A 24,661-nucleotide genomic window follows, 5' to 3' on the forward strand; every position below is an offset into this window, starting at 1 on the left:
AAAAGCGGACTTGACAACGATTGTCCTCGCCCGCTTCTTCACTTTATTAGTTCGCTAGCCAACGATCATATGCTGTTTGATAGACCGCCACATAATCTTCAATGCCCATCGACTCAACAGTGGACACAAATTTATCCCAATTGCTTAAAGGTTCTACACCGGTGATAAATTTGGCTTCCATCTGTTCGATATACGTACTTAAGTCTGTTGCAGTTGCCGCCACTTGGTCATTTTCCTCTACTGTCAGGTACAATAATGGGAATGGCACGACAGCAATATCATTCATTTTGTCTTCTGTTTCTTGTGCTACCCAGTCACCAAAAGCATTGTCGACTTCATCATCTGGATTCACAAGGATCGCATACTCATCTGTTGTGTCTACAACGATATTTGGTGTCGTTAAGCCATAGGCAGGTGTGATTTTTCCTCGCTCGTCTTCCGTTTTGTCTAAATCAACGCCTTCAGCATAGACACGCACTTGGTCTCCGTTCGCATTTTCTGCATACTCCCAGAACACACCTTCAGGACCTTGTTCAATGTATTTCGACCCTTCTACTGAATAGAAGTAGTCCACCCATCTCATCGATGCTTCTGGTGAAGGATTGACATTTGTGACCGCAAAAGCGCCACGTGAAAGTCTTGGACTACCAGGAATCACCGCAGATGTCGACCATTCAGACGTCAATGGTTGGAACATCGGATCATTCATGGCTTCTGTTTCTGTACGTCCAGTCGTGAAGAAACTGAAATAATCAGCAAACAAACCCAATTGATCATTTTGCCCTTTGGCTTTCTTCTGCTCATCAGATTGACCATAGACTTCAGCATCCAACAGTCCTTCATCATATAGCTTGTTCATAAACGCAAGGTAAGCCTTATAGTTTTCGGAAATCGGTGTATAAGAGACCACATCATCATTCACTTGGATGCCTCTAGTCAAGACACCAAAAGCTGCCATAAGCCATACTCTTGTTGAATTCATGTCCACATCGGTCAACGGAATCTCATCTGCTGCGCCATTGCCATTCGGATCATCGTTCTTGAATCGTGTCAATAAGTCATACAGTTCATCAGTTGAGGTCGGTAATTTCTCTACGCCTAAGTTGTCTAGCCAAGTGCCGTTATACCACATAGGTCCTTGCCACCAAATCGATGTTGAATTCCGAGAAATCATTGGTAAAGAATAGATATGGCCATCCGGTGTGGTGATCGATTTCAAGATAGAAGGATCTTCTTGTGTAAGTGCGTATAGATTAGGCATAATTTCAGGTGTAATGTAGTCTTCCAATGCGACTAAGATACCTTGTGAGCCATAATCGATTTCCATTGAAGACGTCAGTGCATTTGAGCCGGCACCGTATACGATATCTGGTAAATCGCCTGAGGCAAATGCCAAGTTCAACTTGGTACTGAAATCAGCTGACGGTGGGGTCGTATAGGTCAAATCTATCCCCGTCAATTCTTGATAGTCTTGTAACGTGGGCATGTCTTCCCATTCTGCCATGCCCACGCCGGGTGCCATGATATTTAATGTTAGTTCTTCCCCTTCTTCAATGATTGGAAACTGACTATCATGGTTGATCTTGACGCTAGAGCCATTTTCCCCACTAGCAGCATCACTATTCGCGCTGCTATCCCCGCAAGCGCTCATTAACACTGTGCCGCATACAAACATTCCCAGTAAACGTACGATTTTCTTTTTTTCCAATTGTTTTTCCTCCTTATAAAATGAATCAACCTTTAATTGAACCGACCATCATTCCTTTTACAAAATATTTTTGTAAGAAAGGATACACCATAATAACTGGTAGTGATGAAACGATCATCACCCCATATTTTATTACTGCTGCTAATTGTTGCTTGCTGTAGAGCATATTCGCTACTTCAGCGGTCACATTGCTGCCCACTGTGTTGGATGACATATCTTGTAAAATCAAGATTTCTCTCAAGACCATTTGTAATGGATACATAGATTTATCAGATAAGTAAATCAATGCGCTGAAGAAGCTGTTCCAATGACCAACACCATAAAACAATGCCATAACAGCAATGATCGGTGTGGATAACGGTAGGACGATCTGCATGAACAAACGAAAATCTGAACATCCGTCTACGATTGCTGCTTCTTCCATTTCCCTAGGAATCGTTGACTGAAAGAAAGTACGCGTGACAACGACATTGTACACAGAGACTGCCCCCGGAATCACTAACGCCCAAACGGTATTCAACATACCCAGACTTCTGATCAACAAATAACTTGGAATCAAGCCGCCAGAAAGAAACATAGTGACAATCATAAAATTCGTAAACGCCCTGCGTCCATAAAAATCATCTCTCGATAAGGCATAGGCACAAGGAAGCGTGACAATCAGATTGATCGATGTCCCTAAGACGGTATAATAGATCGTATTGGCATACCCGCGCCAAATACTGTTATTCCCTAACAATGTTTTGTAGCCTTCCAGCGTGATCCCTTTTGGCAACAGCCACATTTCCCCAGAATTGACCATATGGGGATTTGAGATCGATGCACTGACGATATAAATCAATGGATATAAAACGACCACTAAAGCCAAGAATAAAAAGAAGTAAACAAACCCTAGAAATAATTTGTCGCCTCGTGTTTCTTTAATCAAACTCGTCTGCATGTTCTCACCTCCTATAACAAACTAGAATCACTTAAACGTTTTGCAACTGCATTGACCAAGATCAACAACGCGGAGTTGATCAGTGAATTGAACAACCCGACAGCTGCCGCAAAACTATACTGCGCATCCAATAACCCTTGCTGATAAACGAATGTTGAGATAACATTTGATGATTCCATATTTAATGGATTTTGCATCAGAATAATTTTCTCAAATCCGACAGACATGATGCTGCCAAAACTCATGATCAACAAAATAACCATTGTTGGCATGATCGTCGGTACATTGATATACCAAACCCGCTGGATCCTAGATGCCCCATCAATTGTCGCCGCTTCATGCAACTGCGTATCAACGCCAGAAAGGGCGGCTAAATAGATCACTGAACCCCAACCTGTTCCTTGCCAAACCCCAGATAAGACATAAATCGTTTTGAACCATTTCGGGTCTGTCATAAAATTGATCCGCTCCATGCCAATCAATTCAAGAAAGTGATTGATAATTCCTGTTGAAGGAGATAGAAACGCAATCACCATCCCCACCATAACAACCACCGCAATAAAGTTAGGGGCATAGGTAACAGTTTGCGTAATTTTTTTAAAAGGACCATCCTTGACCTCATTGAGTGCCAAAGCTAAGATAATCGGCAACGGAAATCCGACAACTAGGGAGTACACGCTGATCCCGACTGTATTCTTGATGAGATCCCAAAAGTAGTAAGAGTCAAAGAAACGTTGAAAATGTTTGAATCCGACCCATGGGCTGCCTAGAATACCTAAGGAAGGCATATAATCCTTAAATGCAATGATCACTCCATACATTGGTCCATAGGAAAAAATCAAAATAATGAGAAATGCTGGTAAAACAAATAAATACAGCTGCTTGCTTTTTCTGATCCTTATTTTTATATTGTCCAGTCGACTAGATGACTTCGGCTGACTTTTACTCATGCTTGCTGCTTCCATTGAAACTCCTCCTTCGCTCATGATTCAATTCTTAAATGAATTCGCTTACATATCAATATGTATTTTCGCTAAGTATGACAGGGATATATGGTTAAGATACTTGGTATAGCAACATTCTGTTTTGAAATCGCAAAAAATACACATCCCACATCCTAGAAAAAATCGAGCAATTCTTTTACGTATTGACTACTTTCAAACCAATAGCACCCACACTTGGTATGCGAATCATTGTCTTGGAAATATAGCTTCGGCCATTTTCACTGCAGACCGACAATACACGATTTGTGGCCAAATCAATGACTTGCGCTTTTTCAGCATTGATCTCATCTAAATAAATCTTCTCTTCATTCAAGTCACGCACACTGCAAAAGGCATAATGCACTTGCTGTGCTTTATGATAGGTAAACCACCACTGATTCTGTTTACTTTTTCTCTTGCTTCTTGTCTCGTAGATCCCTTCCCCGTACTGGTCTAACCAAGCACCAATGTCTGCTAGAATAGCTGTTTCTTCTTCTGTAAAAGTGCCTTCTGGTGTTGGTCCCACACCCAAGATCAAGTTCCCACCTTTGCTCACAACATCAATCAATGTTTCAATCAATACTTGACTAGACTTGAACGTATCTGAAGGTACATATCCCCAATCGTTACCAATAGGAATGTTGCTTTCCCATACTTTATCTGGAATCTCATCTTCATTAGGAATTTTTCTTTCTGGTGTCACATAATTTTCATGACGCCCACCCATCATCCGATCGACAATGATCAATTCTGGTTGGTTTTCTCTTGCTATTTCAGCTAATCGATCCATTTGCAGGTCTTCTTTTCCTTGACCACACCATCCACCATCTAGCCATAACAAGTCCACTTCTCCATACTGTGTGGTGATTTCATGTATTTGACGATGCACGAAGGCAACATACCTTGCCCAGATATCTGGCCGTTCTTCCGGATCGTAACTGGCTCTTCGGCCTTTTTTAGTACCATCATCTAACCAATAAAAAGGAGAATACCAATCTGCTTTTGAATAATAAGCGCCAATCCCTAGACCTGCTTTGCGAAAAGATGTAAAGACTTCTTGCAAAATATCTCTTTTGAATGGACTCAACTTCCCACCAATTTTAAATTCTGTCTCTAAGGTATTGAACAAATTAAACCCATCATGGTGTTTTGTTGTGAAAATACAATATTTGAATCCTGCGGCCTTACATACCTCAGCCCAATGGTCTGTATCGAGTTTTGCAGGATCAAACTGACTGATCAACTGCCAATAGTCCAATTGCAACTGTTGGAAATCATCTCGAAATGCACGACCTTCTCTCGCCCAGAGATCTTCTTCTGATAATTGCCAAGACTCTACGATTCCTGCTTGTGTATATAACCCATAATGAAAGATCACCCCAAACTTTAAATCCTGAAACCAGTCTAGACGCTCTTGCAACATCTGACTTTCTGGATACTGCTGCTGGTCTGCCCAACTATTTGTTTTGGCTTCTTCAATGTCACCACGAACTTCTTTCATGTGTTTTGCCTCCCCTCTGTCTACCAAAAAATTAACGAAGTTTGACCGATCAGACAATATGTAATTCTATTTTGTCCTTATGTAGAAAGCGTCATCATCGGAGCTGCACAAAAAATGTGACCCATCCTTTTGTTTCAAGCAAGTGCTGAGATATGTCATTTTAGTACATGCTATGTACTATTCGTTTTTACCTATCAGGACAACGTTGTAAGTGCTATCATCTTATAAGAACGGAGGGATTTTTATGGAAGAAAATAAACAATTGTATCGTTTTTCTTATCGTCTAGGGGATTGGTTGTTGTCCTTGATCAAACTACAATTTTTTTGTTTGTTTTTTATCATTCGCGGAGGTGTGCTATTTGGTATTTTCCCAGCAATCACTACAGTGATGCATTATTTTTTATTAACGTTTCAAAAAAAAGAAACTGGACCTGCGTTGTATCCATGGTTCAAGAATACGTATAAAAGTCATTTTTTAAAAACCAATCAGTTGGCCTTGATTCTCTGTGGGATGGTTGGTTTCCTTTGGGTTGATCTCAGAATTTCCAGTACTTTTGTACAAAATAGTTTGATCCATTTTGTTTTGACCGTATTTTTGATAATGGCTCTGTTAACCGGGGTGTATCTTTTTCCAGTCTATTTGCGATACTCCCTCAGCCATCTGCATTATTTCAAAGTAGCCTTTTTATTGATGATGATCAGCCTATCGCAAACAATGGCAATCATTTTGGGTATTTTTGTTGCATCGGTGATTGCCACATTCTTCCCTATCTTAGTTGTGACTGCCTTTATTCCCATGGTGATTTTCCCAATCAGTTGGTTTACATTCCAAGCGATTCAGCGGGGCGAGGAAAAAAAAGCGCTCTTTGAATAAGTCAGAAAGGAAAACAAGGATGCCTATTCATATAGAAACAAGCGACCCCACGTTGACTGATTTCTGGCAAATTGCAGCGCCAGAATTGCAGCTGCAGCTAGACGAATCTGGCGAAAAGATGGTCTTGATCCAACGTAGCGGCTCGCTAAAAATCGTCAAAACACCAACTAGTACCACCATTTTTTATCAAGAAAAGGCCCACTTATTCCGTGCATTGGTGTTATGGGTGACCCAACCTGAAGCAACCTATACCTTTGAAGAACAGCCACAATTCAAAGAAATCGGTCCTATGATCGATCTTTCCCGTAATGCTGTTCTAACGATCGCACAAGCCAAAAGATTTATTTTGCTGTGTGGAAAAATGGGTTTGAATACATGTTTGCTCTATATGGAGGATACCTATGAGATACCTGAATTTCCTTATTTTGGCTATCTGAGGGGGAGGTATACCCAAAAGCAGCTGCAAGAATTGGATCAATATGCTCAGGCAATTGGCATCGAATTGGTTCCGGCTATCCAAACATTGGCGCATTTGACCAATCCTCTCAAGTGGGGCTTTGCTAAAGACATGAAAGATACCAGCGACATTTTACTTGTAGACGCGCCTAAAACATATCAATTTATTGAGGCTGCTTTAACTTCGATTCAGCAGAGCTTCTCCACTGATAAGATCCATATTGGGATGGATGAAGCCCATCAATTGGGTAAAGGAACCTATTTTGAGGAACACGGGCCTGAAGATCGCTTCTCGATCATGACAAAGCATCTGCAAAAAGTAGTCGCCATTTGCAACAAACTATCACTCAAACCAATGATGTGGAGTGACATGTTCTTTCGACTTGGATCCAAAACGGGTGATTATTATGACCTCAATGTTGATTTTCCTGAAGATTTGCCGCAGCAAATACCAGAAGTCACAATGGTCTATTGGGACTACTACCACCATGACGAAGCCCGTTATCAACAGTTGTTTCGAGACCATCAGCAGTTGCAGCGGCCAGTGATTTTTGCTGGTGGAATTTGGACTTGGAATGGTCTTGCACCTAATTATGGCAAAACCATCGCTACCTCAAGGGCAGGGTTATCTGCAGCAAAAAAGGCCAATATCCAGACAATCTATGCCACATTATGGGGGGATGACGGCGGAGAAACCCCTTTGATCGCATCGCTGCTCGGTTTGCAATTGTTTGCAGAATATCAATTTCATCCTGATCCGACGATGACAGAGATTGCTGCAGCTTTTCGACGTTTCCATCAGTTGGCAGCAGAAGATTTCCTTTTATTGTCTCAATTTGATCAAACACCGGGCGTTCCGATGGATAATCCCAGTGGCGCAAACCCAAGCAAGCTCGTTTTCTATCAAGATTTATTATTTGGCCTGTATGATCAAACACTGGCTGCTGAGCCCCTTAAAGCACATTATCAACAGCTAGCAAAAGCGTTGCAGCACGTGCAAGTCTCTGCTGATACACAAAAGATGTTTCATTATTATCAGCAGCTTGCCGAAGTATTGTCAATCAAGGCAGATTTCGGGCATACGCTTCACCTTGCCTATCAAACAAATGATTTATCAGAAATACAAAGTCATCTTCACCAAGCAACTCAACTTAAAAAAGCTTTGCGGCAACTTTACGATACCTATCGATCGTTATGGTTTGAGTGGAATCAACCCTTTGGATTTGAAATCATGGACTTACGCTACGGTGCCCTGATGAATCGCATTGACACGACGATTTGGCGTTTAAGCCACTATCTAGACGGTTCGATTTCCGTACTACCTGAATTGATTGGCCGGCGGCTCCCTTATGACGAATTGTATCCATCTCCAGAAGGATTCGGTCGAAATCTTTTTCATGGTATCTACAGCCCAAGTAAAATTTCAGATGTCTAAACAGAAAGGAATGATTGCATGAACAACCGAAGGAAAAATTGGGGATTGATATTTGTTATCCTCCTCGCTGGATTATTGGCCACATTCTATCTTTCAGCACCAAAAGCTACATCTCACACGATTGAAGCCAATGGAATCACAGGTGCTGTCACAAATCAGCGTGATGCACAAATCTGTTTTGATTTGTTAGAAAAGAACTTGACTGCAGCTTCCAATAAAGATATTGAAACCTATATTGATACATTGGTCTCTAGTGCACATGAGGAAACAGCGCAAGAAATGACGACTTTCTTTGACACCTATACGTTAGCGCATACCTTGCTTTCTTTTGAGATAGTCAAGCAAGAGGCGTCCTCTATGCTGGTGGCCGCCCAACAACAAACAATCAATTTGGGTGAAAATAGCTATCGAAATCATATCACACAGGCCCATCATACATTTGTTAAAGAAGGCGCAGCGTGGAAAATCCAACAGACAGTTATGACAAATACATCATTCATTGATTGAATACACAAAAGGAGTACAACATGATGAGGAAATTCGCCAATTGGCCTACCACTTACCCTGCGCCAGACTGGTTTATTCATGACCGTTTTGGTCTATTTATCCATTTTGGTTTATTCAGTGTTGGTGCCCGCCATGAATGGTATATGACGACTGAGGAAATAGACCCAAAAACCTATCGAGAAACATATTTTGATGGTTTTGACCCTGATTTGTTCGATGCCAAAAGGTGGGCCAAAGCAGCCAAATCTGCCGGTATCACATATATGGTGTTCACAACCAAGCATCATGAAGGATTTGCCTTGTGGGATAGCCAATTCACCGATTATAAAATAACGAACACTCCGTTCAAAAGAGATTTACTTGCTGAATTGCTGCCTGCTTTTCGCCAAGAAGGAATCAAAGTCGGCTTATATCATTCGTTGATTGACTGGTATCATCCACACTTTTCATTAGATGGATTGCATCCCCAAAGAAACAATCAAGAGGCGCGTCTGAACAACGACCAACGAAACATGACCCTCTACCAAGATTTCATTGCCCATCAAGTAGAAGAATTGGTCACCCAGTACGGTAAAATCGACTATATGTGGTTTGACTTCCCTTATAGTCATCGTGACTGGGGCTGGTCTAAAGGGAAAGGTCCTCTTGATTGGGATAGTCTCCGATTGGAAACGATTTGCCGCACACATCAACCAGATATGCTCTTGAATGATCGTTTGGCACTCGGTCGCGGCATCACCACGCCAGAACAGTTTCAACCAGAAAAACCGTTTGAAAAAGACGGCTTACCTGTTCTATGGGAGGCCTGTCAAACGATGTATGGTACGTGGGGCTATGATCGTGATGCCCAAGAATGGAAATCTAGTGATATGCTGTTGAAAATGTTGATCGACACGGTTGCAAAGAATGGCAATTTCCTGCTGAATATCGGGCCAAATGCACGGGGGGAAATCGATACGCGTACCCGCGAACGACTACAGGCTATTGGGGAATGGATGCGGTTGAACAAACAGTCCATTATTGGCTGCGGCTCAAGCATCTATAGTCCACCCACGGATTGCCGCTATACTCAAAATGGGCTAAAATTATACCTCCATATTTTTTCCTATCCTTATAAACAACTTTATATTAGAGATATTGCAAAAAAAGTCCGCAGCATTCGTTTACTTACAGATGGATCAGAAATTTTTTATCGCGGATACGACCCTCAGGAAGTCATTACCTCTACTGAAGAAACCATTGGTCCTGATGACTTGTTGGTGGCGCTCCCTACAGTGAAACCAGACACCCTCATTCCTGTCCTAGAAATCACTTTGCACGAATCAGATGAAAAAAACGGCAGCTTTCCTCTATAAGAAAAGCTGCCGTTCTTCATGTTGTATGCCATGCCCTGTACAAAGGCTGATACATCGCCTTAGATTCTTCTAGTGCATACACTTTTTGATGGATCGCTGCCATTAGCCAAAACGCATCCTCGATCACCGCTTGTGCTGTTTTTGCTTCTGGGATATCAGCCCATATCGACAGCGCGATCGCTGGCGACTGGCGAAGCCACTTTTCGGCTACCCGTTGGTTATGGGCAAATGTGGTCAATTGGAATGACTCTTGGATTTTCTCAAACGTAGGATAGGTATATCCTGCAGCTTCGCCTAATACATAATAGAAAAAATTGTCGTTATGATTGATCAATTCATAGCCATTTTCCAAATAAAATGAAACTGGCGCCATGTTCGGATTCCAACGGGTCCAATAAGATACTTGGCATGCCTTTGATAGTACACATTGCTCTTCACGATTCAAGCGATAGAACCCATCATTCCACACGCGTACAGTAAACCCCAATTGGCGGACGTGGTCAATGATATCATTGACATATTCAATGAAAACTTCAATCCCACTCGCCTTTTCTCCGTACTTTTCCTTTGCTGTTTCGACTAGTAAAGGATAGGTTTCCAGTGCATCAAAATCAATAAATTCATCTGCACCGATATGAAAATAATGACTTCCAGAAAATAGCGCTGCGTACTCGTCATATAACGATTTGATAAACTGTTGTGCATCTGGATGTACAATATTCAGTGCACGTTCATCCATCGTTCCATCTTTCATAGGCAGTTGCCACTCTGGATAATGGTGCAATAGTTGCTTAAGGTGCCCTGGTGAATCCAAATCTGGAATCAATTCAATGAAATAGCGTTTCGCATAAGCAATCAATTGTTTGATCTCAGATTTTTTGAGATGTTGTTCTGATACGATTTCGGGAAATAGTTCTGATTCGATACGAAATCCTTCGTTCTCCGAAAAATGAAGTTGTAAATGCGTGCATTGAAACCAAGCCATACTTCGCACCAATTGTTTTAACCTCTTTAAAGAATAGAACTTTCGCCCTATGTCGATCATGACACAGCGTTCGCTGACTTTTGCAGTGACAGTCATTGGTTCGTTGACTTCTTTCGAAGAAGACAGCAATACATATTTGGTGATACCATGAAATAATTCTGCTTGATTTCGCCCAGAGATCCAGCCTTCCACAGGATTGATCACAAAATCTTCGTCTAACGCTGGATCCACGCGCACTACTATTGGCTGTTTCAGACTTACATAATCGATCGATGTTTCTTCTATAAGCTGCTCAATCGCGTCAACCACTTCTTTGTTCTCTTCTTGATAGATAAACCTATTCGCTGCGTTCATATCTTCTCTCCTATATCTGCATTGTTTTCGGTGGATGGATCGGCACTTTGATAAAATGTTCTATATTGCCCGGGTGTCATACCAACGATGGTTCTGAATTTTCTTGTATAGTTAGACACATCGTAGTAGCCATTTTCTTGGATGATCTCTTTGATCGGTCGATTTGTTTCCACTAAATCTTCTTTGATTTTATTCAAGCGCTGCATTTGAACATACTTGGAAAATGTCATTCCTGTTTCTTTTTTAATATAGCGACTGACATAAGAGACAGAGACATCGAACTTCTCTGCTAGATTTTCCAAGCAAAGCTGTGAGGAAGTATAGTGTTTCTGCATATAATCAATGATTGTTTCGCTCATATTTATCGCAGGTTTTGGTGTATTCGCCTGAACTTCTTCGCAAATCAAGTGTACCAAAGCCACCAGATTTTTTTCTAATTGATTCAAATGACTGAACTCAACCATTTCTTCCGCTTTTTGTAGAATCGCTTGACCAGCTAATTGTTCGCCCACTTGGGCTACGGCGTTCAATACATAAAAGCCGTACATTTTTTGGACAGATATTGAATAACCTTTAAGACGAACTTCTGAAATCAGTGTATGGATCATTTCAGTCGCCACTTTGCTGTTTCCCTGATTCAGTGCTTGGATCAGTTTTAGTTTCTTTCCTTCAGGATAACTAATCGTATTTTCTTTTGTCTCATAGGTGATATCTCGATAGTAAACGATCGATTGTTTGTTGGCTGAATGATAGTCTAATGCTGCCAAGCTTTCGATGTAGGATACATTTACAGAAGTTAATTGATGGACCACAGTCCCGATGCCGATTGGGGGAACGATATCTGTTTTCTTTGAGATCAATGCCAGCATTTCTTCCACGATTTTATCTGGTTTTGTTCTTTGCTCAAAACCGATCACCAGGGCAATCAATTCGCTGCTCAAGATTTCTGTTGCATACACAGCATAGTGGTTAGTCACCACTTGCTCAATCGAATCAATCAAAAAGGCAGATTCTTGATTTTTTTCTTTGGCGTTGATATTTTTTGCATCCATTACCATCACAAAATAATGATTTGCCGGGAACTGGACATGGACAGCTTTCAGCAACAGCGCCAACTCTTGACTTGATTCAAAGCGGTCACTGATCAATTTTCGAATCACTTGTTCTCTGGCATGAGGGGTCTGCAATTGAATCTCTTGATGCAGCGCTTGGTGTTTGGCAAAGAAATCCTCGAGCGTGGTATGCACATCTTCTATGCTTAGTGTCGATACTGCAGTTTCAGGTGTGTGCTTTCTCACCAATTTTTCGATCCGTTCAATCGGGCGATAACTTCTGCGTCCCATGATGACGACGACCACAAAACCAATAGCAAGCATGATCACAAACGTGGCAAAAAAACTATTCTGCACACGATTGACACTTTTTAGCGCGCTATCCATATTTGTAACAGACACGACTGAGATACCTAAATCACTATTTGGGAGAGATTGGATCAAATAGTTCTGTTGATTATACTTCACCTGTTTTTCAGCTAGCGCACTTTTCAACACGTCGGTATTTTCAAATTGTTCTGTCACTATATTTTTTTGCGTACTCGCGATGATCTGGCTTTGATCATTGACGAGAAAATTGGTTGAATTCCCATCGCTGGATGTGAGGTCCAGCATACTTTTCAAACTAGATTCTTTGATTTCATAGATAACTGACCCGTAGGCAGGCAAATCATCATTTTGTAAAGGCACCACATAAAAAAATCTTGATATGCGGGTCATTGCTTCTGCTTCACTAACGGTCAACAATGTTGGTGCATCCACATTTAATTGCTCGATGAGTTGGGTTGTGTGTTCTGTATTATTTTCTAATACATTGTGCAAAAACGTTTCAATTGTATAGATGCCTACAGAAGAATACAATCTGTCTTGATCGTCTTTATAATGAAGATATGTTTCTTCGACGAATTCGCTGGTCATTTTATATGCCTGTAAGCGTTCTTTCCCCTCTTTCGCATAATAAGGATGACGCATAGAGTTCAGAGTGAGCAAATAGTCACCACTCATTTTTTGCGTCAAATAATTCAATTGAATGAAATTGTTTTCTAAAGAATATTTTAATTGGATCAATTGGTTTTTTGCCATTAGCTCGACTTGTTGCTGAATGCTTTCAACTGAAGCAACATACCAAATACTAGAAATGATCAGAAATGGGAGTAAAAAAACAATCATATACGATAAGATTGCCTTACTTACACCACTTACTTTCTTTTGCCCTCTTCTTTTACCTGTATATTCCATATTGATCCTCCCGTGTCTATAGAATTCCGTACAATTGATTTGACGGAGGGTTCGGCCTTTTCCTTTGATAAAGATGATCAAAAATTATTTAAAAACGTTTTCATTATTATTATGATTCAACGGACAAAAAATAACAATACAAGATTATCATTTTGCTTTTCCTTTTATTTCGAATTTATTTAAAAAATAATAACAAGCGCCAATCAAGTTCGAGTCATTGCCAAATAAACAAGCTTCAACCTGTGGCACGATAATGTTACTAGGGATCGTAGCTGCCAGACGATTTATTTCCCTTTGCAATGCAGGGAGCAAAAAATCACTTTTGCTAATACCGCCACCGATGAGTATTTTCTCTGGATCAACCATATATTGTAATGAATAACAACCAACCGCTAATTTCTCAATAAATATATCGACCGATGCTTGTGTCTGCGTATCCCCTGCTTCAAAAAGTGCCGCTACTTGATGCCCATCTAGCGGTTTGCCGAACTTTTGACTGACTTCTTCTACAAGTACACGTGTAGAGCCTACCAAGCTCCATATTTCCCAAGGCTTCGGATTAGATGGATATAACATATAGCCAAATTCTCCCGCTACCAAATGTTTGCCTCGTACCAATTGATGATTGATCATCAAGGCGCCGCCCACTGATGTACCGAGGACGATTGTCGCAAAATCTTTGCATTTCTTCCCGTTACCTAACCATTTTTCTGCCAAGAGGGCACAGTTCCCATCATTTTCTGCGGATACTGGTATGTGAAAATAACGCGCCAATTCCTTAACGAGTGATTGACCAAATGCTTCATACAGTACAGAACCTATGCCAATTTCTTGGGTCTCTGGATCAACCAAACCGGTACTGCTAATTGCGATACCATCAAACATACGTCCATAGTGTTGCTCAATATGATCGATCAAGTGTGCGGTTAATTGTTCGTAAGCGGCAGGCATCGGAAAGTTTCCTCGCGAGATTATGGTGCCGTTTCGATCAATTACCCCTGACTTTATCATTGTGCCGCCAATATCAATTGTCAAAATATCCATGCTACCATCCCTTTATTTAAAGTACCTCTAGTATAAGGAGCCAATTTGACATATGACTATATGTAAATTCTTCGCCACTATGTGAAAAACGTCAAACATCGTCTCTTTCACTTGTTACGTAAGGAATTCTCTCCTTGATCGTCTATCGAGGAAATTTGGTTCCTTTTCGATGACCCTCTAAAAAAATAGTGTGTAAATAACACAGTAAAAGTCAAATCATTTGTATAACCCAATACTTTTCGGCATACTAAGGAAAGAATATAAGTCGAAATAGTTGACTTAAATAAAATTTGAGGTGACAACATGATTGAGTTTCAGCAAGTAGCCAAAATTTATAAAGGTGGAAAAGTAGCCGTCGAAGATGTCAATTTGTCTTTTGATAAAGGTGAATTCATCTGTTTTATTGGGACCAGCGGCAGTGGGAAAACCACTTGTATGCGGATGATCAACCGTATGACTGACCCATCAAAAGGAAAGATTTTGATCAATGGAAAAAGCGTGACTGAGATCAACCCAGTTGAACTGCGCCGCAAAATCGGCTATGTGATTCAAAGTATTGGTCTAATGCCCCATATGACGATTCGCGAAAATATTACCTTGGTACAAAAACTATTGAAAGTCAGCCAGGAAGAACGCAACAAAACCGCTGAAAAAATGATTGACTTAGTAGAATTGCCCCGCGAAATGCTTGACCGCTATCCAAATGAATTATCCGGTGGGCAACAACAGCGGATTGGTGTTGTTCGTGCCTTAGCTGCCGATCAAGATGTGATCTTGATGGACGAACCTTTCGGTGCATTGGATCCAATTACCCGTGATTCACTGCAAGATTTGGTCAAAGATTTGCAAGAACGTCTTGGTAAGACGGTTGTTTTCGTTACCCATGATATGGATGAAGCCCTCAAGTTAGCTAGCAGAATCGTCATCATGAGTGAAGGGAAAGTCATCCAATTTGATACTCCTGCCAACATTCTCCAACACCCTGCAACACCGTTCGTTGAAGAGTTGATTGGGGAGGATCGCTTACTGCAAGCAAAACCTGACACGACACCAGTCAAAGATGTCATGTTGAATACGCCAATCGCTATCACACCAGAAAAATCATTGCAAGAAGCCATCCGCTTGATGCGTGAAAAACGGGTAGATACTCTGTTGGTCACTGACAACAGCAATGTGCTGAAAGGCTATATCGATGTAGAATCTATCGACCGAAACCGTGGCAAAGTCACGAGTGTAGGAGATATCTTGAACAAGGATGTCTTTTTTGTGCGGGAAACAGCGTTGTTGCGTGATACATTGCAGCGTATCTTGAAACGGGGATTAAAATATGTGCCTGTAGTCGATGCTGATAAACATCTTGTAGGTATCTTGACCCGTGCTTCATTAGTTGACATCGTCTATGATGTGATCTGGGGCGACGAGCCTTCGATCTCCGACGCAATCGAATCAGTGAAACCTGCTGAAACAGAGGAGGTCTAGTTCATGCAAAGCTTCATAGATCAATATGGCGGTCAAATCGTCAGCAAAAGTATCGAACATTTATATATTTCATTTGCGGCATTGCTGCTAGGTATCCTTGTAGCTGTGCCTGTCGGCGTGATTTTGACCCGTTTTCCTAAAGCAGCCTCCATCGTGATCGGCATCACCAGTGCGTTGCAAACCGTTCCTTCTTTGGCCTTATTGGCCTTGATGATTCCGATCTTAGGTGTCGGTAAAGTACCAGCGATCGCGGCATTGTTCATCTATTCATTGCTGCCAATTTTGCGCAACACGTATATCGGGATGAAAAAAGTCGATTGGAATTACCGTGATGTCGCGAAAGGCATGGGGATGACCAACTTCCAATCCATCGTTAGTGTAGAATTGCCATTGGCGATCCCAACGATCATGGCGGGGATTCGTTTGTCTGCCGTCTATGTATTGGCATGGGCAACCTTGGCTTCATATATTGGTGCGGGCGGATTAGGCGACTTGATTTTCAGTGGTTTGAACAACTATCAACCACCATTGATTTTTGCCGGAACGATTCCTGTAACTATTTTTGCTTTATTGGCAGACTGGTTGCTTGGATTGCTAGAAAACAAATTAACACCGGCTGCTTTAAGGGGGGATGCTTAATGAAAATCAAAGCAAAACTAACCTTGCTCTTCTCATTGGGTGTAGTTTTCCTATCAGGGTGTTCATTCCCTGGATTGGCATCGACATCGACAGATGATACGATCGCCATCACTGGCGGTATCACATCAGAAGCACAGATTCTTGGCGCTATCGTGGCGGGCATGGTTGAACATTATACGGACAAAAATACAACAGTCATCAATAACCTAGCGACAACGACCATCAACCATCAAGCGATGATGAATGGCGATGCATCCATCTCGTCTGCACGTTATACAGGGACTGATTTAACGACGACATTAGGGTTAGAACCAGAATCAGATCCAGATGCTGCTTTTGAGAAAGTCAAATCCGAATTTGAGAAACGTTATGACCAAACGTGGTTTCCTTCTTATGGTTTTGACAATACCTACGTTTTCTTAGTTCGCAAAGATACGGCAGAAGAGTATGGATTGGAAAAAGTGAGCGACCTGAAAGATGTTGCCGACCAATTGGTGGCCGGTGTCGATACCGCTTGGATCACCCGTGTCGGTGATGGTTATGACGGATTCCAAGAAGCATACGGATTTTCTTTCCAAAATATTCTACCGATGCAGATCGGCTTAGTCTACGATGCTGTGGATAACGGCAAAATGGATATTGTTTTAGGCTATTCGACAGACGGACGAATCGGCAGTTACGATCTTGTCATGCTAGAAGATGACTTGCATTTCTTCCCGCCATATGACGCAGCACCAGTTGTTGACAACAAATTGCTGGAAGATACACCTGAAGTCGGCGATGCATTGAATAAATTATCTGGCACGATCGATACCGAAAAAATGCAAGAATTGAACTATCAAGTTGACAATGATCTATTAGAACCAACTGTTGTTGCAGAACGTTTCTTAGAAGAAAATAATTATTTTGAAGGAGAGTGATCCCATGGCTGATATGAATCTATTTCAACAATTTGTGTTCTATTTTCAAGAAAATGGCGGCTATGTGTTCACGCAGTTTCTCCGTCACTTTTTGATCTCGATTTACGGCGTACTTTTTGCAGCCATCGCAGGTATTCCGATTGGTATTTTGATTTCCAAAAAAATGCGTTTGGCTGACTGGGTGATTCGTTTTGCGAACATTATCCAAACGATTCCCTCTTTGGCGATGATTTCAATTTTGATGATTGGAATGGGACTGGGTGTCAATGTCGTCATTCTAACGATTTTCCTTTATTCTTTATTGCCGATCATCAAGAACACCTACACTGGCATGCGTCAAGTTGACCGCAATACATTAGATGTCGGTAAAGGGATGGGCATGACCAGTTGGCAACGGCTGTACATGATCGAATTGCCTTTATCTGTATCTGTGATCATGGCGGGTATCCGCAATGCCTTGGTCGTAGCGATTGGTATCACAGCCATTGGTGCCTTTGTGGGCGCTGGAGGTCTAGGTGACATCATCATCCGAGGAACAAACGCTACAGATGGTGCGTCGATCATTTTGGCAGGTGCATTGCCGACTGCATTGATGGCAATCATCACAGACTTAGGCTTGAGTTTCATTGAACGCCGCTTGGATCCTGCGAGTCGGACATCGAAATAAGTAAAACCGTTTTGTCAGAGTTTTGACAAAACGGTTTTTTTGCATCTGATCGTTGGTTTTGATCCAACCTATTTATTTCATCCCATACACTTGCACTTCATAGATTCTTGCTGCAGAATCGGCGCCTTGCGTTGGTTTATCGATACTCAACTTCACATATCGGACTTCTTTGGCTGCAAATGTGTGACTAGATTCCGCTGCCTCATTGGTCAAAATACGAGAAACGGCTTCAAAGTCTTTGCCGTCTTCACTCACCAAAATTGTATACGCACGACTATTCATATCCGGACTTTCTCCTCCAGCTTCGGCATGTGCGATATGCACTTCACTGACAGTTTGCGCACTGCCCAAATCAATCGTTAATTCATGTGGCCCATTCCCTGTGGCACACCATTTCGTGCTGGTATCCCCATCCACTGCAAAGGCAGGTGCTTCAGCATCATTGACAAATGAGCTGGCACTGACATCTGCGCCTTCAGATAAAAGTGTCAAATCATTCGGTGCATCCTCACGTATTGTGCTCAAGCCTGTCATTTCAATAGGCGTTTCACCAGACGCATTTTTGGCAGTTAAAGTAACAGTGTACGTGCCAGGTTGGTCATAGGTCACTTGCGGGTCGTTCGCACTACTTGAATCAATGTTTCCGCCTTCAAATGTCCAACTGACTTCTTCTGTGTTGCTAGAAGATGTGTTCGTGAAAGTGATCGTTTCACCCGGTGCTGCCAATGTTTTGGAAGCAGTGAAGGATGCTTTAGGCACTTGATTGTCTGGCCAAGTAATGTCAACTGTATCAGATAGCGCCCCACGATGACCGTACTGATCGACTGGCAAGACAGCAAAAGTTGTCGTATCCGTCTCTTGTCGATCCAATGCATTCAAGTAAAAATTTTCTGCAGGTGTTGCACCTAAGAATGACCGGCTGTCATCTGCGTTGATTTGATACAGTTCGTAATAGCTGGCACCATCAGTCGTTGCTTCCCAAGTAAAACGAACGCCTGCATAATTGCCCTCTTCTTCATCAAACAAGACATCTTCAACTTGCAAATTGTCGACTCCTAATTGACTGGCTTCATGGTCTCCGATCGCCAATTGGCCTAGATTCATTTCATAGACATCATTTGTTGCTTTGCTACTTATGGCTAAACCAATATCTGTTACAGTTTGATCCGCATAGTCCTTTACATCATAATTGACTGTCGTCCATTCCGTGCCTACTTCTTGGTCCCCCTCAAGAATTTCCTGACTGCCATCTTCAAATGTCAGTACCAAAGATAAAGCTGTTTTGTCCGTTGCTTTGGCTGTAGCACTGATTTTGGTCTCTGCTTCCAGTTTGACTTGCGTATGGTATAGCGCCATTTGACTGGTTGCACCTTCAGTCATTTGGCCTCTAAGTTTCAACGCATTTCCGCCATTGTAGGCATCCGCATAATTGACCGTGACTGCTAACTGATTACCGTCTTCATGATCGAAGACCCAGCGATAGGTCGGCAAAATATCTTGCAAACTTCGATTGTTCCAATTGCGGCTAGATACTTTTTCCCCATCAATGAAATAATTATAGCCATTTCCTAGATTGAAATTGGTCACAAAAGGTAGTGATGTGATCGCAGTTTGTTCTAATGCATAAGTGGAGATCCCTGGCCATTTGGTGTCTTCTGGCAAGGTACTTTCTCGAGGATCGCCGGATGTATTGACCCAGAAGGCATTTTCTTTGGCTTGGAAATCATCGGGATTACTGGATGACGTATAGGTCCAACTTGGCACATATAACCCCAATGATGTATAAGGAATGCCTTGATCATCCGTAAATAGATCCCACCGTACTGGGGTAGAATAGCCATTTTCCTGGACATCGATCCCTGCCAATAAGTTATATGGATCAATGCCGATCTCTAGCGCTTTTTCATTCGATGCCTTCAAGAGTTCTTGATCTGCCAGTCGATCACTGGTCCACCAGAAGTTCAGGAACATACTATCTGATAAAGGTTCCATCTCTGCATCCACTAAGTACGCTTTATTTTCATCTGTCAGGGCATTTTGCCAGTCCATCTTCCCATCTGTCGTCATGGAATCGTACCACATGATATCTAACTGCTCTGCTTTTTCCTTGAACTGTGCGATCAATTCTTGCATCGCTTTGGCATGAGATTCGTTCAAACCACCAACAGCTGTTGTATCTTGTGACGTACCATCGGAGGCTGCATCAAAGCTCGTCACGACTGTATCTGTTTCTTGATTGAAGAACCAGCCGTCAAAGCCATAAGCCTCAGCGACTTCAATCAATTTATCCACGATTGGGAAATTCCCTTGATCGTCTTTTTCTAAAAATGTATCCAACCATTCTAACTTGCCGCCATGTGCCGTTTGCGGGAAAAAGACCGTGCCTAAAACGGGCACACCATTTTTATGTGCAGCATCTGTCACATCAGGACTTGGCGGTACGATAATGCCTTCACCAGATGAGCCGCCCCAATAAACCAATTGATCGATATATTGCCAATAAGAGAACACATTGGCATCAAATGTATTGATGCCTCTAGGTGAATTGCCGCTCGTACTGCTATTCATGATCGACAATGCAACAATCTTGGTTTCTGCATATTGGCTGTCATTCATTTGCGGCAAGGTCTGCTTGTCCACCCGTGCAGCCAACGGTACAACACTGGTATTATATTGGGCATCAGGATCATCTGCATAAGACCAATCCAACAAGTCTTCTGGAAACCAATAAGAAGACTCCGGTTGATTATCCATCGCCTTCTCAATGGTACTTTTGGCTGTTTCTGTGTACACGATATCTGCTGTATCTGCCTCACTTTGGCTGCAACCGGCCAACTGTGCTGAAGCCGCCAACAGAATCATCGCCACCCCTGCTTTTCTCAATTTACTCGTCACACTTCTTCCTCCTTATATACTATATATTGATTCGCTTGTTATTGAAAACATGCGAAGTCATACCAACTTAAAATCATTTGGGGGAGTTCTCACATCAAAGATAACGATTCCAAATAAGAATATATAGGAACAAATTAAAGGAATGATGCAACAAATTTAAGAAATATCTACGAGACGTTTCAGATAATATCTGTTTTTTTATATAAAAAAAGAAAAGAACTAAGTTTAGCTCTTTTCTTTCAAAAGTCATTTTTTTATTTTTGAGTATTCTACATAAGAATAATTTATTCAAGCCAGTTTCCCACAGGACAGTCCTTGTGGGCTAAGTTTGCCCTGAATTTGTAAAAGCACCCGCACTTACTGCAGGTATGATTGATACGCAAGGGACAGTCTTCGCAGATCGCTATTCGGCGAGCCACTACTTCAGGCAATGCCAAATCTATTTCCAGCTCTAACTGCTCAGCAATCAACGCGTCAATGTTTTCACTGGCTGCCGCTGCTGTATCTTTGATATCGCACCCTTTGCAAGTCATTTTACAGGGATAATGAGATCGTGAGCACACTCATCGGCGGTACGGTCACCGACAGTTGCGCTTCATCGACCTGATACGCTTGAAATGCTTGGATCGTCACAGTATCCGGATGATCAAAATCATTATGGGCATTCATCGTATGTCCAACGATGTAACGCGCTTCTTTGACTTCTTTGATGGCTGATTCTAATGTGAAGGACAGTGCTTCAGTTGCCGTGATGTCAAAATTACAAATCGATACATGCACCGTGTTCTCTTTTTTAGAAATCGTATACGTGATGTGCTCACCATGGTTTCCATGGCTTTCGATTCTTTCAGCATCTTGGTGGACTTTATATAAATCGAACACATGATAACTCGGCGTTTTCACCATCTGTTCACCATCTGTCAGGATCATTGCTTGTAATACATTCACGGTTTGCGCGATATTCGCCATATGAACACGTTCCGCATGTTTATGAAAAATATTTAGTGTAATCGCAGCAACCATCGCATCGCGAATCGTGTTTTGCTGATATAAGAATCCAGGATTGGTTCCAGGTTCGGCACTAAACCAAGTCCCCCATTCATCCACAATGATGCCGACGCGCTTTTCAGGATCATATTGATCCATAATGGCACTATGGCGGGTGATCAACTCATCCATGTACGCTGCTTTTTCGCAGGTGACAACCCATTCCGCCTCATTGAAGTCCAACGAGCTGCCTTTTTTCTCCCAGCCTTGCGGATGGACATAATAATGCAAACTTAGACCATCCATCAGCCAATGGGCATTTTTCATTAATGTTTCTGTCCAATTGTAGTCATCCACATTGGCACCGCCAGCGACTTTATAAATTTTTTGATCACCATATTGACGGACATAGGTTTGATAACGTCGGTATAAATCCGCATAATACTCAGGACGCATATTCCCGCCGCAGCCCCAGTTTTCATTCCCAACGCCAAAAAATTTCATTGGCCAAGAAGCATCATGCCCGTTCTCTCTTCTAAGATCGGCCATTGGTGAAATCCCATCCATGGTGATGTATTCGACCCATTCAGACATTTCTTGCACAGTACCACTGCCGACATTCCCATTCACATAGGCATCACATTCAAGCTGCTTCACCAATTCAAAAAATTCATGCGTCCCAAAGTGGTTGTTCTCCGTCACGCCGCCCCAATGGGTATTGACCATCGTTTTGCGTGCTTCTTTTGGGCCAATCCCATCTTTCCAGTGGTACTCGTCAGCAAAACACCCGCCTGGCCAGCGCAATACAGGGATTTGAATATTTTTTAAAGCCTCCACTACATCTATTCGCATGCCATTTTTATTTGGGATTGATGAATCTTCCCCTACATAGAGTCCTTCATAGATACATCTGCCTAGATGCTCAGAAAAGTGGCCGTAGATGTATTTACTGATGGTGGTTCCTGATTTAGTGTTTAAGATTTTGATTGTCATGTTATACCCCTATTCTTCTTTAACTCCCCATATTGACTCATTATTGTCACCAAAGGTAGAAAAAGCTATTTTTTGATTATCAAAAGTAGATACTTCTTGCCTCAATACAGTGCCTTTAAATGTAGTATTTTCTACTGTTATACTGATAAACCCTTCATCATATGCCCAATTGCCAGTTATATCTCCACTAATACTCCCGTCTTTATGAAAATCAATCATTTGAGACTTGATCATTGTCTTCCCATTATCTGTTCCATGATTAATGATTTCATAGCGACCAGTGATATCTGCTTCTACTAAATCATCTGCAACATGCTCGTTGCCTAAGTATTCAAAAGGGGCTGGAACTGGCCAATCCTCTTCATTCATATACATTCTGTTCACACGAACCTCGTGCGCTTCAGTTCCATTGTTGAATCGGGTGTGATAAATCAAGTACCAATCACCATTTTCATCGATAACCGCGGAATTATGACCTGCAGCACGAAAGCCTGTTTGCTGAAACGAAAATTGATAATTACCGATCAATTTAATCCCATAGTCAGCATTTTGATCACTCTGCTCTAAGATAGGACTATTGCCTTTTGCATCCAAATAAGGTCCATCCGGTTCTTCTGACCTAAACAAACGCATATTATATCCACCTTTTGCAGATAATCCTCCATACGTAACAAAAAGATAATAAAATCCTGTTTCTTGATCATATACAATATAGGGACCTTCACCGGATTGATGATATCCCCCAGAAAGTTTTGTACCAAAATAACGATCAATTATCCGACCGTCTGAGGTTTCACTATCTTCTCCTGGGTAAATTGGCAGGCCTGAGGACTTGTCCATTTCAAGCAAAAAGATACCACCTGACCACGAACCATAAGTCATCCAGAGTTTTCCTTCCTCATCATAAAATAAAGCAGGATCAATCGCATTTGGTGCGTAATCAGTGTTATACGTAAGACCATTTTCGATTGTCCATTTTTCACTGAAACCGCTAATGCTTTTGTTTTTGATTAAATTTTCTAGGTGTGTGTTCTGATAATTTGTATTTCGCTCACTGCCATCCGTTGAGTCATTTTCTGTAAAACCAGAATAGATCACTGTGTCTGAATAACTGTACGGGCCTTCAATTGTCTTTGCTACCGCTAGTCCAATAGCTGAGCGACGCCATGTTGAACTAGCCGAGTAATAGAGCATATACGCCCCTTTATCTCCATCTGACCATATATAATCTTGATTCCAAATAACATCAGGTGCCCAAAGATTGTAGCCTCCTTCTGAGTCTGCATCGTCATAACCAGCCCATTTGAAGGTTTCAGCCAAATTTTCCTGGGTATTTCCGAAGATAATATTGTCATCCATGGATTCGTACTCTTGAGAAAATGGTACATCCCAAGTCTGAAAATCTATTGTTTTCGCTTCGGCTAAATGCGAGCCGAATACATAGAAATGTTCTTTCCCGTCTATTTGAACAGAAGTAATCGATGGATCATGAATAGATACACGATTATTTTGTATCGTTCCCCAATTTTTTTGAGAAATTGGCTGAGCGTTTCTATTTCTTTGACAACCTGCAAGTAATAAACTAAGTAAAAAAACTGAGATAATAAAACAACGCTTCGTTTTTTTTGTATAATTCATTTTTCTCCTC

19 protein-coding genes are annotated in these 24,661 nt (G+C 41.7%); 8 read left to right on the forward strand and 11 right to left on the reverse strand.

Going from position 1 to position 24,661, the window contains the following annotated elements; all coding sequences use genetic code 11:
• Positions 1-46: 46 nt before the first annotated feature.
• From ACYVRS_RS10690 to ACYVRS_RS10705, 4 genes are all read right to left on the reverse strand, one after another.
• Positions 47-1,675: an extracellular solute-binding protein gene (locus ACYVRS_RS10690; protein WP_461198883.1), complete on the reverse strand. Its 1,629-nt coding sequence runs from the start codon at positions 1,673-1,675 to the stop codon at positions 47-49.
• A gap of 58 nt (positions 1,676-1,733) precedes the next feature.
• Positions 1,734-2,648 carry a carbohydrate ABC transporter permease gene (locus ACYVRS_RS10695; RefSeq protein ID WP_054115882.1) on the reverse strand — a complete coding sequence of 305 codons (915 nt, stop codon included), beginning with the start codon at positions 2,646-2,648 and terminating at the stop codon, positions 1,734-1,736.
• Between the two features lie 11 nt (positions 2,649-2,659).
• Positions 2,660-3,598, reverse strand: coding sequence for an ABC transporter permease (locus tag ACYVRS_RS10700; RefSeq protein ID WP_396174006.1), 939 nt, complete (start codon positions 3,596-3,598; stop codon positions 2,660-2,662).
• Between the two features lie 190 nt (positions 3,599-3,788).
• Entirely contained in the window at positions 3,789-5,132 is a 1,344-nt protein-coding gene (locus ACYVRS_RS10705) for an alpha-L-fucosidase (RefSeq protein ID WP_461203353.1), read from the reverse strand.
• Positions 5,133-5,376: 244 nt separating this feature from the next.
• Here ACYVRS_RS10705 and ACYVRS_RS10710 point away from each other — a divergent pair, with 244 nt between their 5' ends.
• From ACYVRS_RS10710 to ACYVRS_RS10725, 4 genes are read left to right on the forward strand one after another with little or no spacing between them, the layout of a single operon-like run.
• A complete protein-coding gene (locus ACYVRS_RS10710) occupies positions 5,377-6,006 on the forward strand; it encodes a YesL family protein (RefSeq protein ID WP_313537712.1) in 630 nt (209 codons plus the stop codon).
• A 19-nt stretch (positions 6,007-6,025) separates the two neighbouring features.
• Complete coding sequence (locus ACYVRS_RS10715; protein WP_461203354.1) at positions 6,026-7,897, forward strand: beta-N-acetylhexosaminidase; 1,872 nt, start codon at positions 6,026-6,028, stop codon at positions 7,895-7,897.
• 18 nt (positions 7,898-7,915) lie between these two features.
• A complete protein-coding gene (locus ACYVRS_RS10720) occupies positions 7,916-8,404 on the forward strand; it encodes a hypothetical protein (RefSeq protein ID WP_461198807.1) in 489 nt (162 codons plus the stop codon).
• Between the two features lie 23 nt (positions 8,405-8,427).
• Positions 8,428-9,759, forward strand: a complete 1,332-nt coding sequence (locus ACYVRS_RS10725) for an alpha-L-fucosidase (RefSeq protein ID WP_461203430.1) — start codon at positions 8,428-8,430, stop codon at positions 9,757-9,759.
• 16 nt (positions 9,760-9,775) lie between these two features.
• Here the strand turns inward: ACYVRS_RS10725 and ACYVRS_RS10730 are convergent, their stop codons facing one another.
• The 3 genes from ACYVRS_RS10730 to ACYVRS_RS10740 all read right to left on the reverse strand — a co-directional run bounded on the left by ACYVRS_RS10730 (position 9,776) and on the right by ACYVRS_RS10740 (position 14,433).
• Positions 9,776-11,098, reverse strand: coding sequence for a family 20 glycosylhydrolase (locus ACYVRS_RS10730; RefSeq protein ID WP_312542138.1), 1,323 nt, complete (start codon positions 11,096-11,098; stop codon positions 9,776-9,778).
• Positions 11,095-13,389 carry a helix-turn-helix domain-containing protein gene (locus ACYVRS_RS10735; protein WP_312542136.1) on the reverse strand — a complete coding sequence of 765 codons (2,295 nt, stop codon included), beginning with the start codon at positions 13,387-13,389 and terminating at the stop codon, positions 11,095-11,097. Before ACYVRS_RS10735 ends, ACYVRS_RS10730 begins: the two co-directional genes overlap by 4 nt.
• A gap of 147 nt (positions 13,390-13,536) precedes the next feature.
• Complete coding sequence (locus tag ACYVRS_RS10740) at positions 13,537-14,433, reverse strand: ROK family protein (RefSeq protein ID WP_461203355.1); 897 nt, start codon at positions 14,431-14,433, stop codon at positions 13,537-13,539.
• 303 nt (positions 14,434-14,736) lie between these two features.
• Between ACYVRS_RS10740 and ACYVRS_RS10745 the strand changes: the two genes are divergently transcribed.
• The 4 genes from ACYVRS_RS10745 to ACYVRS_RS10760 are packed head-to-tail and all read left to right on the forward strand — an operon-like array spanning position 14,737 to position 18,138.
• Positions 14,737-15,912: a betaine/proline/choline family ABC transporter ATP-binding protein gene (locus tag ACYVRS_RS10745; protein WP_054115873.1), complete on the forward strand. Its 1,176-nt coding sequence runs from the start codon at positions 14,737-14,739 to the stop codon at positions 15,910-15,912.
• A gap of 3 nt (positions 15,913-15,915) precedes the next feature.
• A complete protein-coding gene (locus tag ACYVRS_RS10750) occupies positions 15,916-16,551 on the forward strand; it encodes an ABC transporter permease (protein ID WP_312542133.1) in 636 nt (211 codons plus the stop codon).
• Positions 16,551-17,471 (forward strand): osmoprotectant ABC transporter substrate-binding protein, encoded by a 921-nt coding sequence (locus ACYVRS_RS10755; protein WP_461203356.1) that lies wholly within the window; start codon positions 16,551-16,553, stop codon positions 17,469-17,471. Before ACYVRS_RS10750 ends, ACYVRS_RS10755 begins: the two co-directional genes overlap by 1 nt.
• Before the next feature lie 4 nt (positions 17,472-17,475).
• Positions 17,476-18,138: an ABC transporter permease gene (locus ACYVRS_RS10760; protein WP_054115870.1), complete on the forward strand. Its 663-nt coding sequence runs from the start codon at positions 17,476-17,478 to the stop codon at positions 18,136-18,138.
• Between the two features lie 72 nt (positions 18,139-18,210).
• Here the strand turns inward: ACYVRS_RS10760 and ACYVRS_RS10765 are convergent, their stop codons facing one another.
• The 4 genes from ACYVRS_RS10765 to ACYVRS_RS10780 all read right to left on the reverse strand — a co-directional run bounded on the left by ACYVRS_RS10765 (position 18,211) and on the right by ACYVRS_RS10780 (position 24,651).
• Entirely contained in the window at positions 18,211-21,033 is a 2,823-nt protein-coding gene (locus tag ACYVRS_RS10765) for an endo-beta-N-acetylglucosaminidase (RefSeq protein ID WP_461203357.1), read from the reverse strand.
• Between the two features lie 284 nt (positions 21,034-21,317).
• Complete coding sequence (locus ACYVRS_RS10770; RefSeq protein ID WP_461203358.1) at positions 21,318-21,566, reverse strand: DUF6171 family protein; 249 nt, start codon at positions 21,564-21,566, stop codon at positions 21,318-21,320.
• A 1-nt stretch (position 21,567) separates the two neighbouring features.
• A complete protein-coding gene (locus tag ACYVRS_RS10775; RefSeq protein ID WP_461203359.1) occupies positions 21,568-23,013 on the reverse strand; it encodes an alpha-N-arabinofuranosidase in 1,446 nt (481 codons plus the stop codon).
• 9 nt (positions 23,014-23,022) lie between these two features.
• Positions 23,023-24,651 (reverse strand): glycoside hydrolase family 43 protein, encoded by a 1,629-nt coding sequence (locus ACYVRS_RS10780; RefSeq protein ID WP_312542128.1) that lies wholly within the window; start codon positions 24,649-24,651, stop codon positions 23,023-23,025.
• Between the last annotated feature and the right edge of the window lie 10 nt (positions 24,652-24,661).

This window comes from Enterococcus salsurae (assembly GCF_054784955.1).

Excerpts from the sequence above, each read along its gene's own strand:
- ACYVRS_RS10690 (WP_461198883.1), bottom strand. The coding sequence starts at position 1,675 with ATGTTTGTATGCGGCACAGTGTTAATGAGCGCTTGCGGGGATAGCAGC.
- ACYVRS_RS10695 (WP_054115882.1), bottom strand. The coding sequence starts at position 2,648 with ATGCAGACGAGTTTGATTAAAGAAACACGAGGCGACAAATTATTTCTA.
- ACYVRS_RS10700 (WP_396174006.1), bottom strand. The coding sequence starts at position 3,598 with ATGAGTAAAAGTCAGCCGAAGTCATCTAGTCGACTGGACAATATAAAA.
- ACYVRS_RS10705 (WP_461203353.1), bottom strand. The coding sequence starts at position 5,132 with ATGAAAGAAGTTCGTGGTGACATTGAAGAAGCCAAAACAAATAGTTGG.
- ACYVRS_RS10710 (WP_313537712.1), top strand. The coding sequence starts at position 5,377 with ATGGAAGAAAATAAACAATTGTATCGTTTTTCTTATCGTCTAGGGGAT.
- ACYVRS_RS10715 (WP_461203354.1), top strand. The coding sequence starts at position 6,026 with ATGCCTATTCATATAGAAACAAGCGACCCCACGTTGACTGATTTCTGG.
- ACYVRS_RS10720 (WP_461198807.1), top strand. The coding sequence starts at position 7,916 with ATGAACAACCGAAGGAAAAATTGGGGATTGATATTTGTTATCCTCCTC.
- ACYVRS_RS10725 (WP_461203430.1), top strand. The coding sequence starts at position 8,428 with ATGAGGAAATTCGCCAATTGGCCTACCACTTACCCTGCGCCAGACTGG.
- ACYVRS_RS10730 (WP_312542138.1), bottom strand. The coding sequence starts at position 11,098 with ATGAACGCAGCGAATAGGTTTATCTATCAAGAAGAGAACAAAGAAGTG.
- ACYVRS_RS10735 (WP_312542136.1), bottom strand. The coding sequence starts at position 13,389 with ATGGAATATACAGGTAAAAGAAGAGGGCAAAAGAAAGTAAGTGGTGTA.
- ACYVRS_RS10740 (WP_461203355.1), bottom strand. The coding sequence starts at position 14,433 with ATGGATATTTTGACAATTGATATTGGCGGCACAATGATAAAGTCAGGG.
- ACYVRS_RS10745 (WP_054115873.1), top strand. The coding sequence starts at position 14,737 with ATGATTGAGTTTCAGCAAGTAGCCAAAATTTATAAAGGTGGAAAAGTA.
- ACYVRS_RS10750 (WP_312542133.1), top strand. The coding sequence starts at position 15,916 with ATGCAAAGCTTCATAGATCAATATGGCGGTCAAATCGTCAGCAAAAGT.
- ACYVRS_RS10755 (WP_461203356.1), top strand. The coding sequence starts at position 16,551 with ATGAAAATCAAAGCAAAACTAACCTTGCTCTTCTCATTGGGTGTAGTT.
- ACYVRS_RS10760 (WP_054115870.1), top strand. The coding sequence starts at position 17,476 with ATGGCTGATATGAATCTATTTCAACAATTTGTGTTCTATTTTCAAGAA.
- ACYVRS_RS10770 (WP_461203358.1), bottom strand. The coding sequence starts at position 21,566 with ATGACTTGCAAAGGGTGCGATATCAAAGATACAGCAGCGGCAGCCAGT.
- ACYVRS_RS10775 (WP_461203359.1), bottom strand. The coding sequence starts at position 23,013 with ATGACAATCAAAATCTTAAACACTAAATCAGGAACCACCATCAGTAAA.
- ACYVRS_RS10780 (WP_312542128.1), bottom strand. The coding sequence starts at position 24,651 with ATGAATTATACAAAAAAAACGAAGCGTTGTTTTATTATCTCAGTTTTT.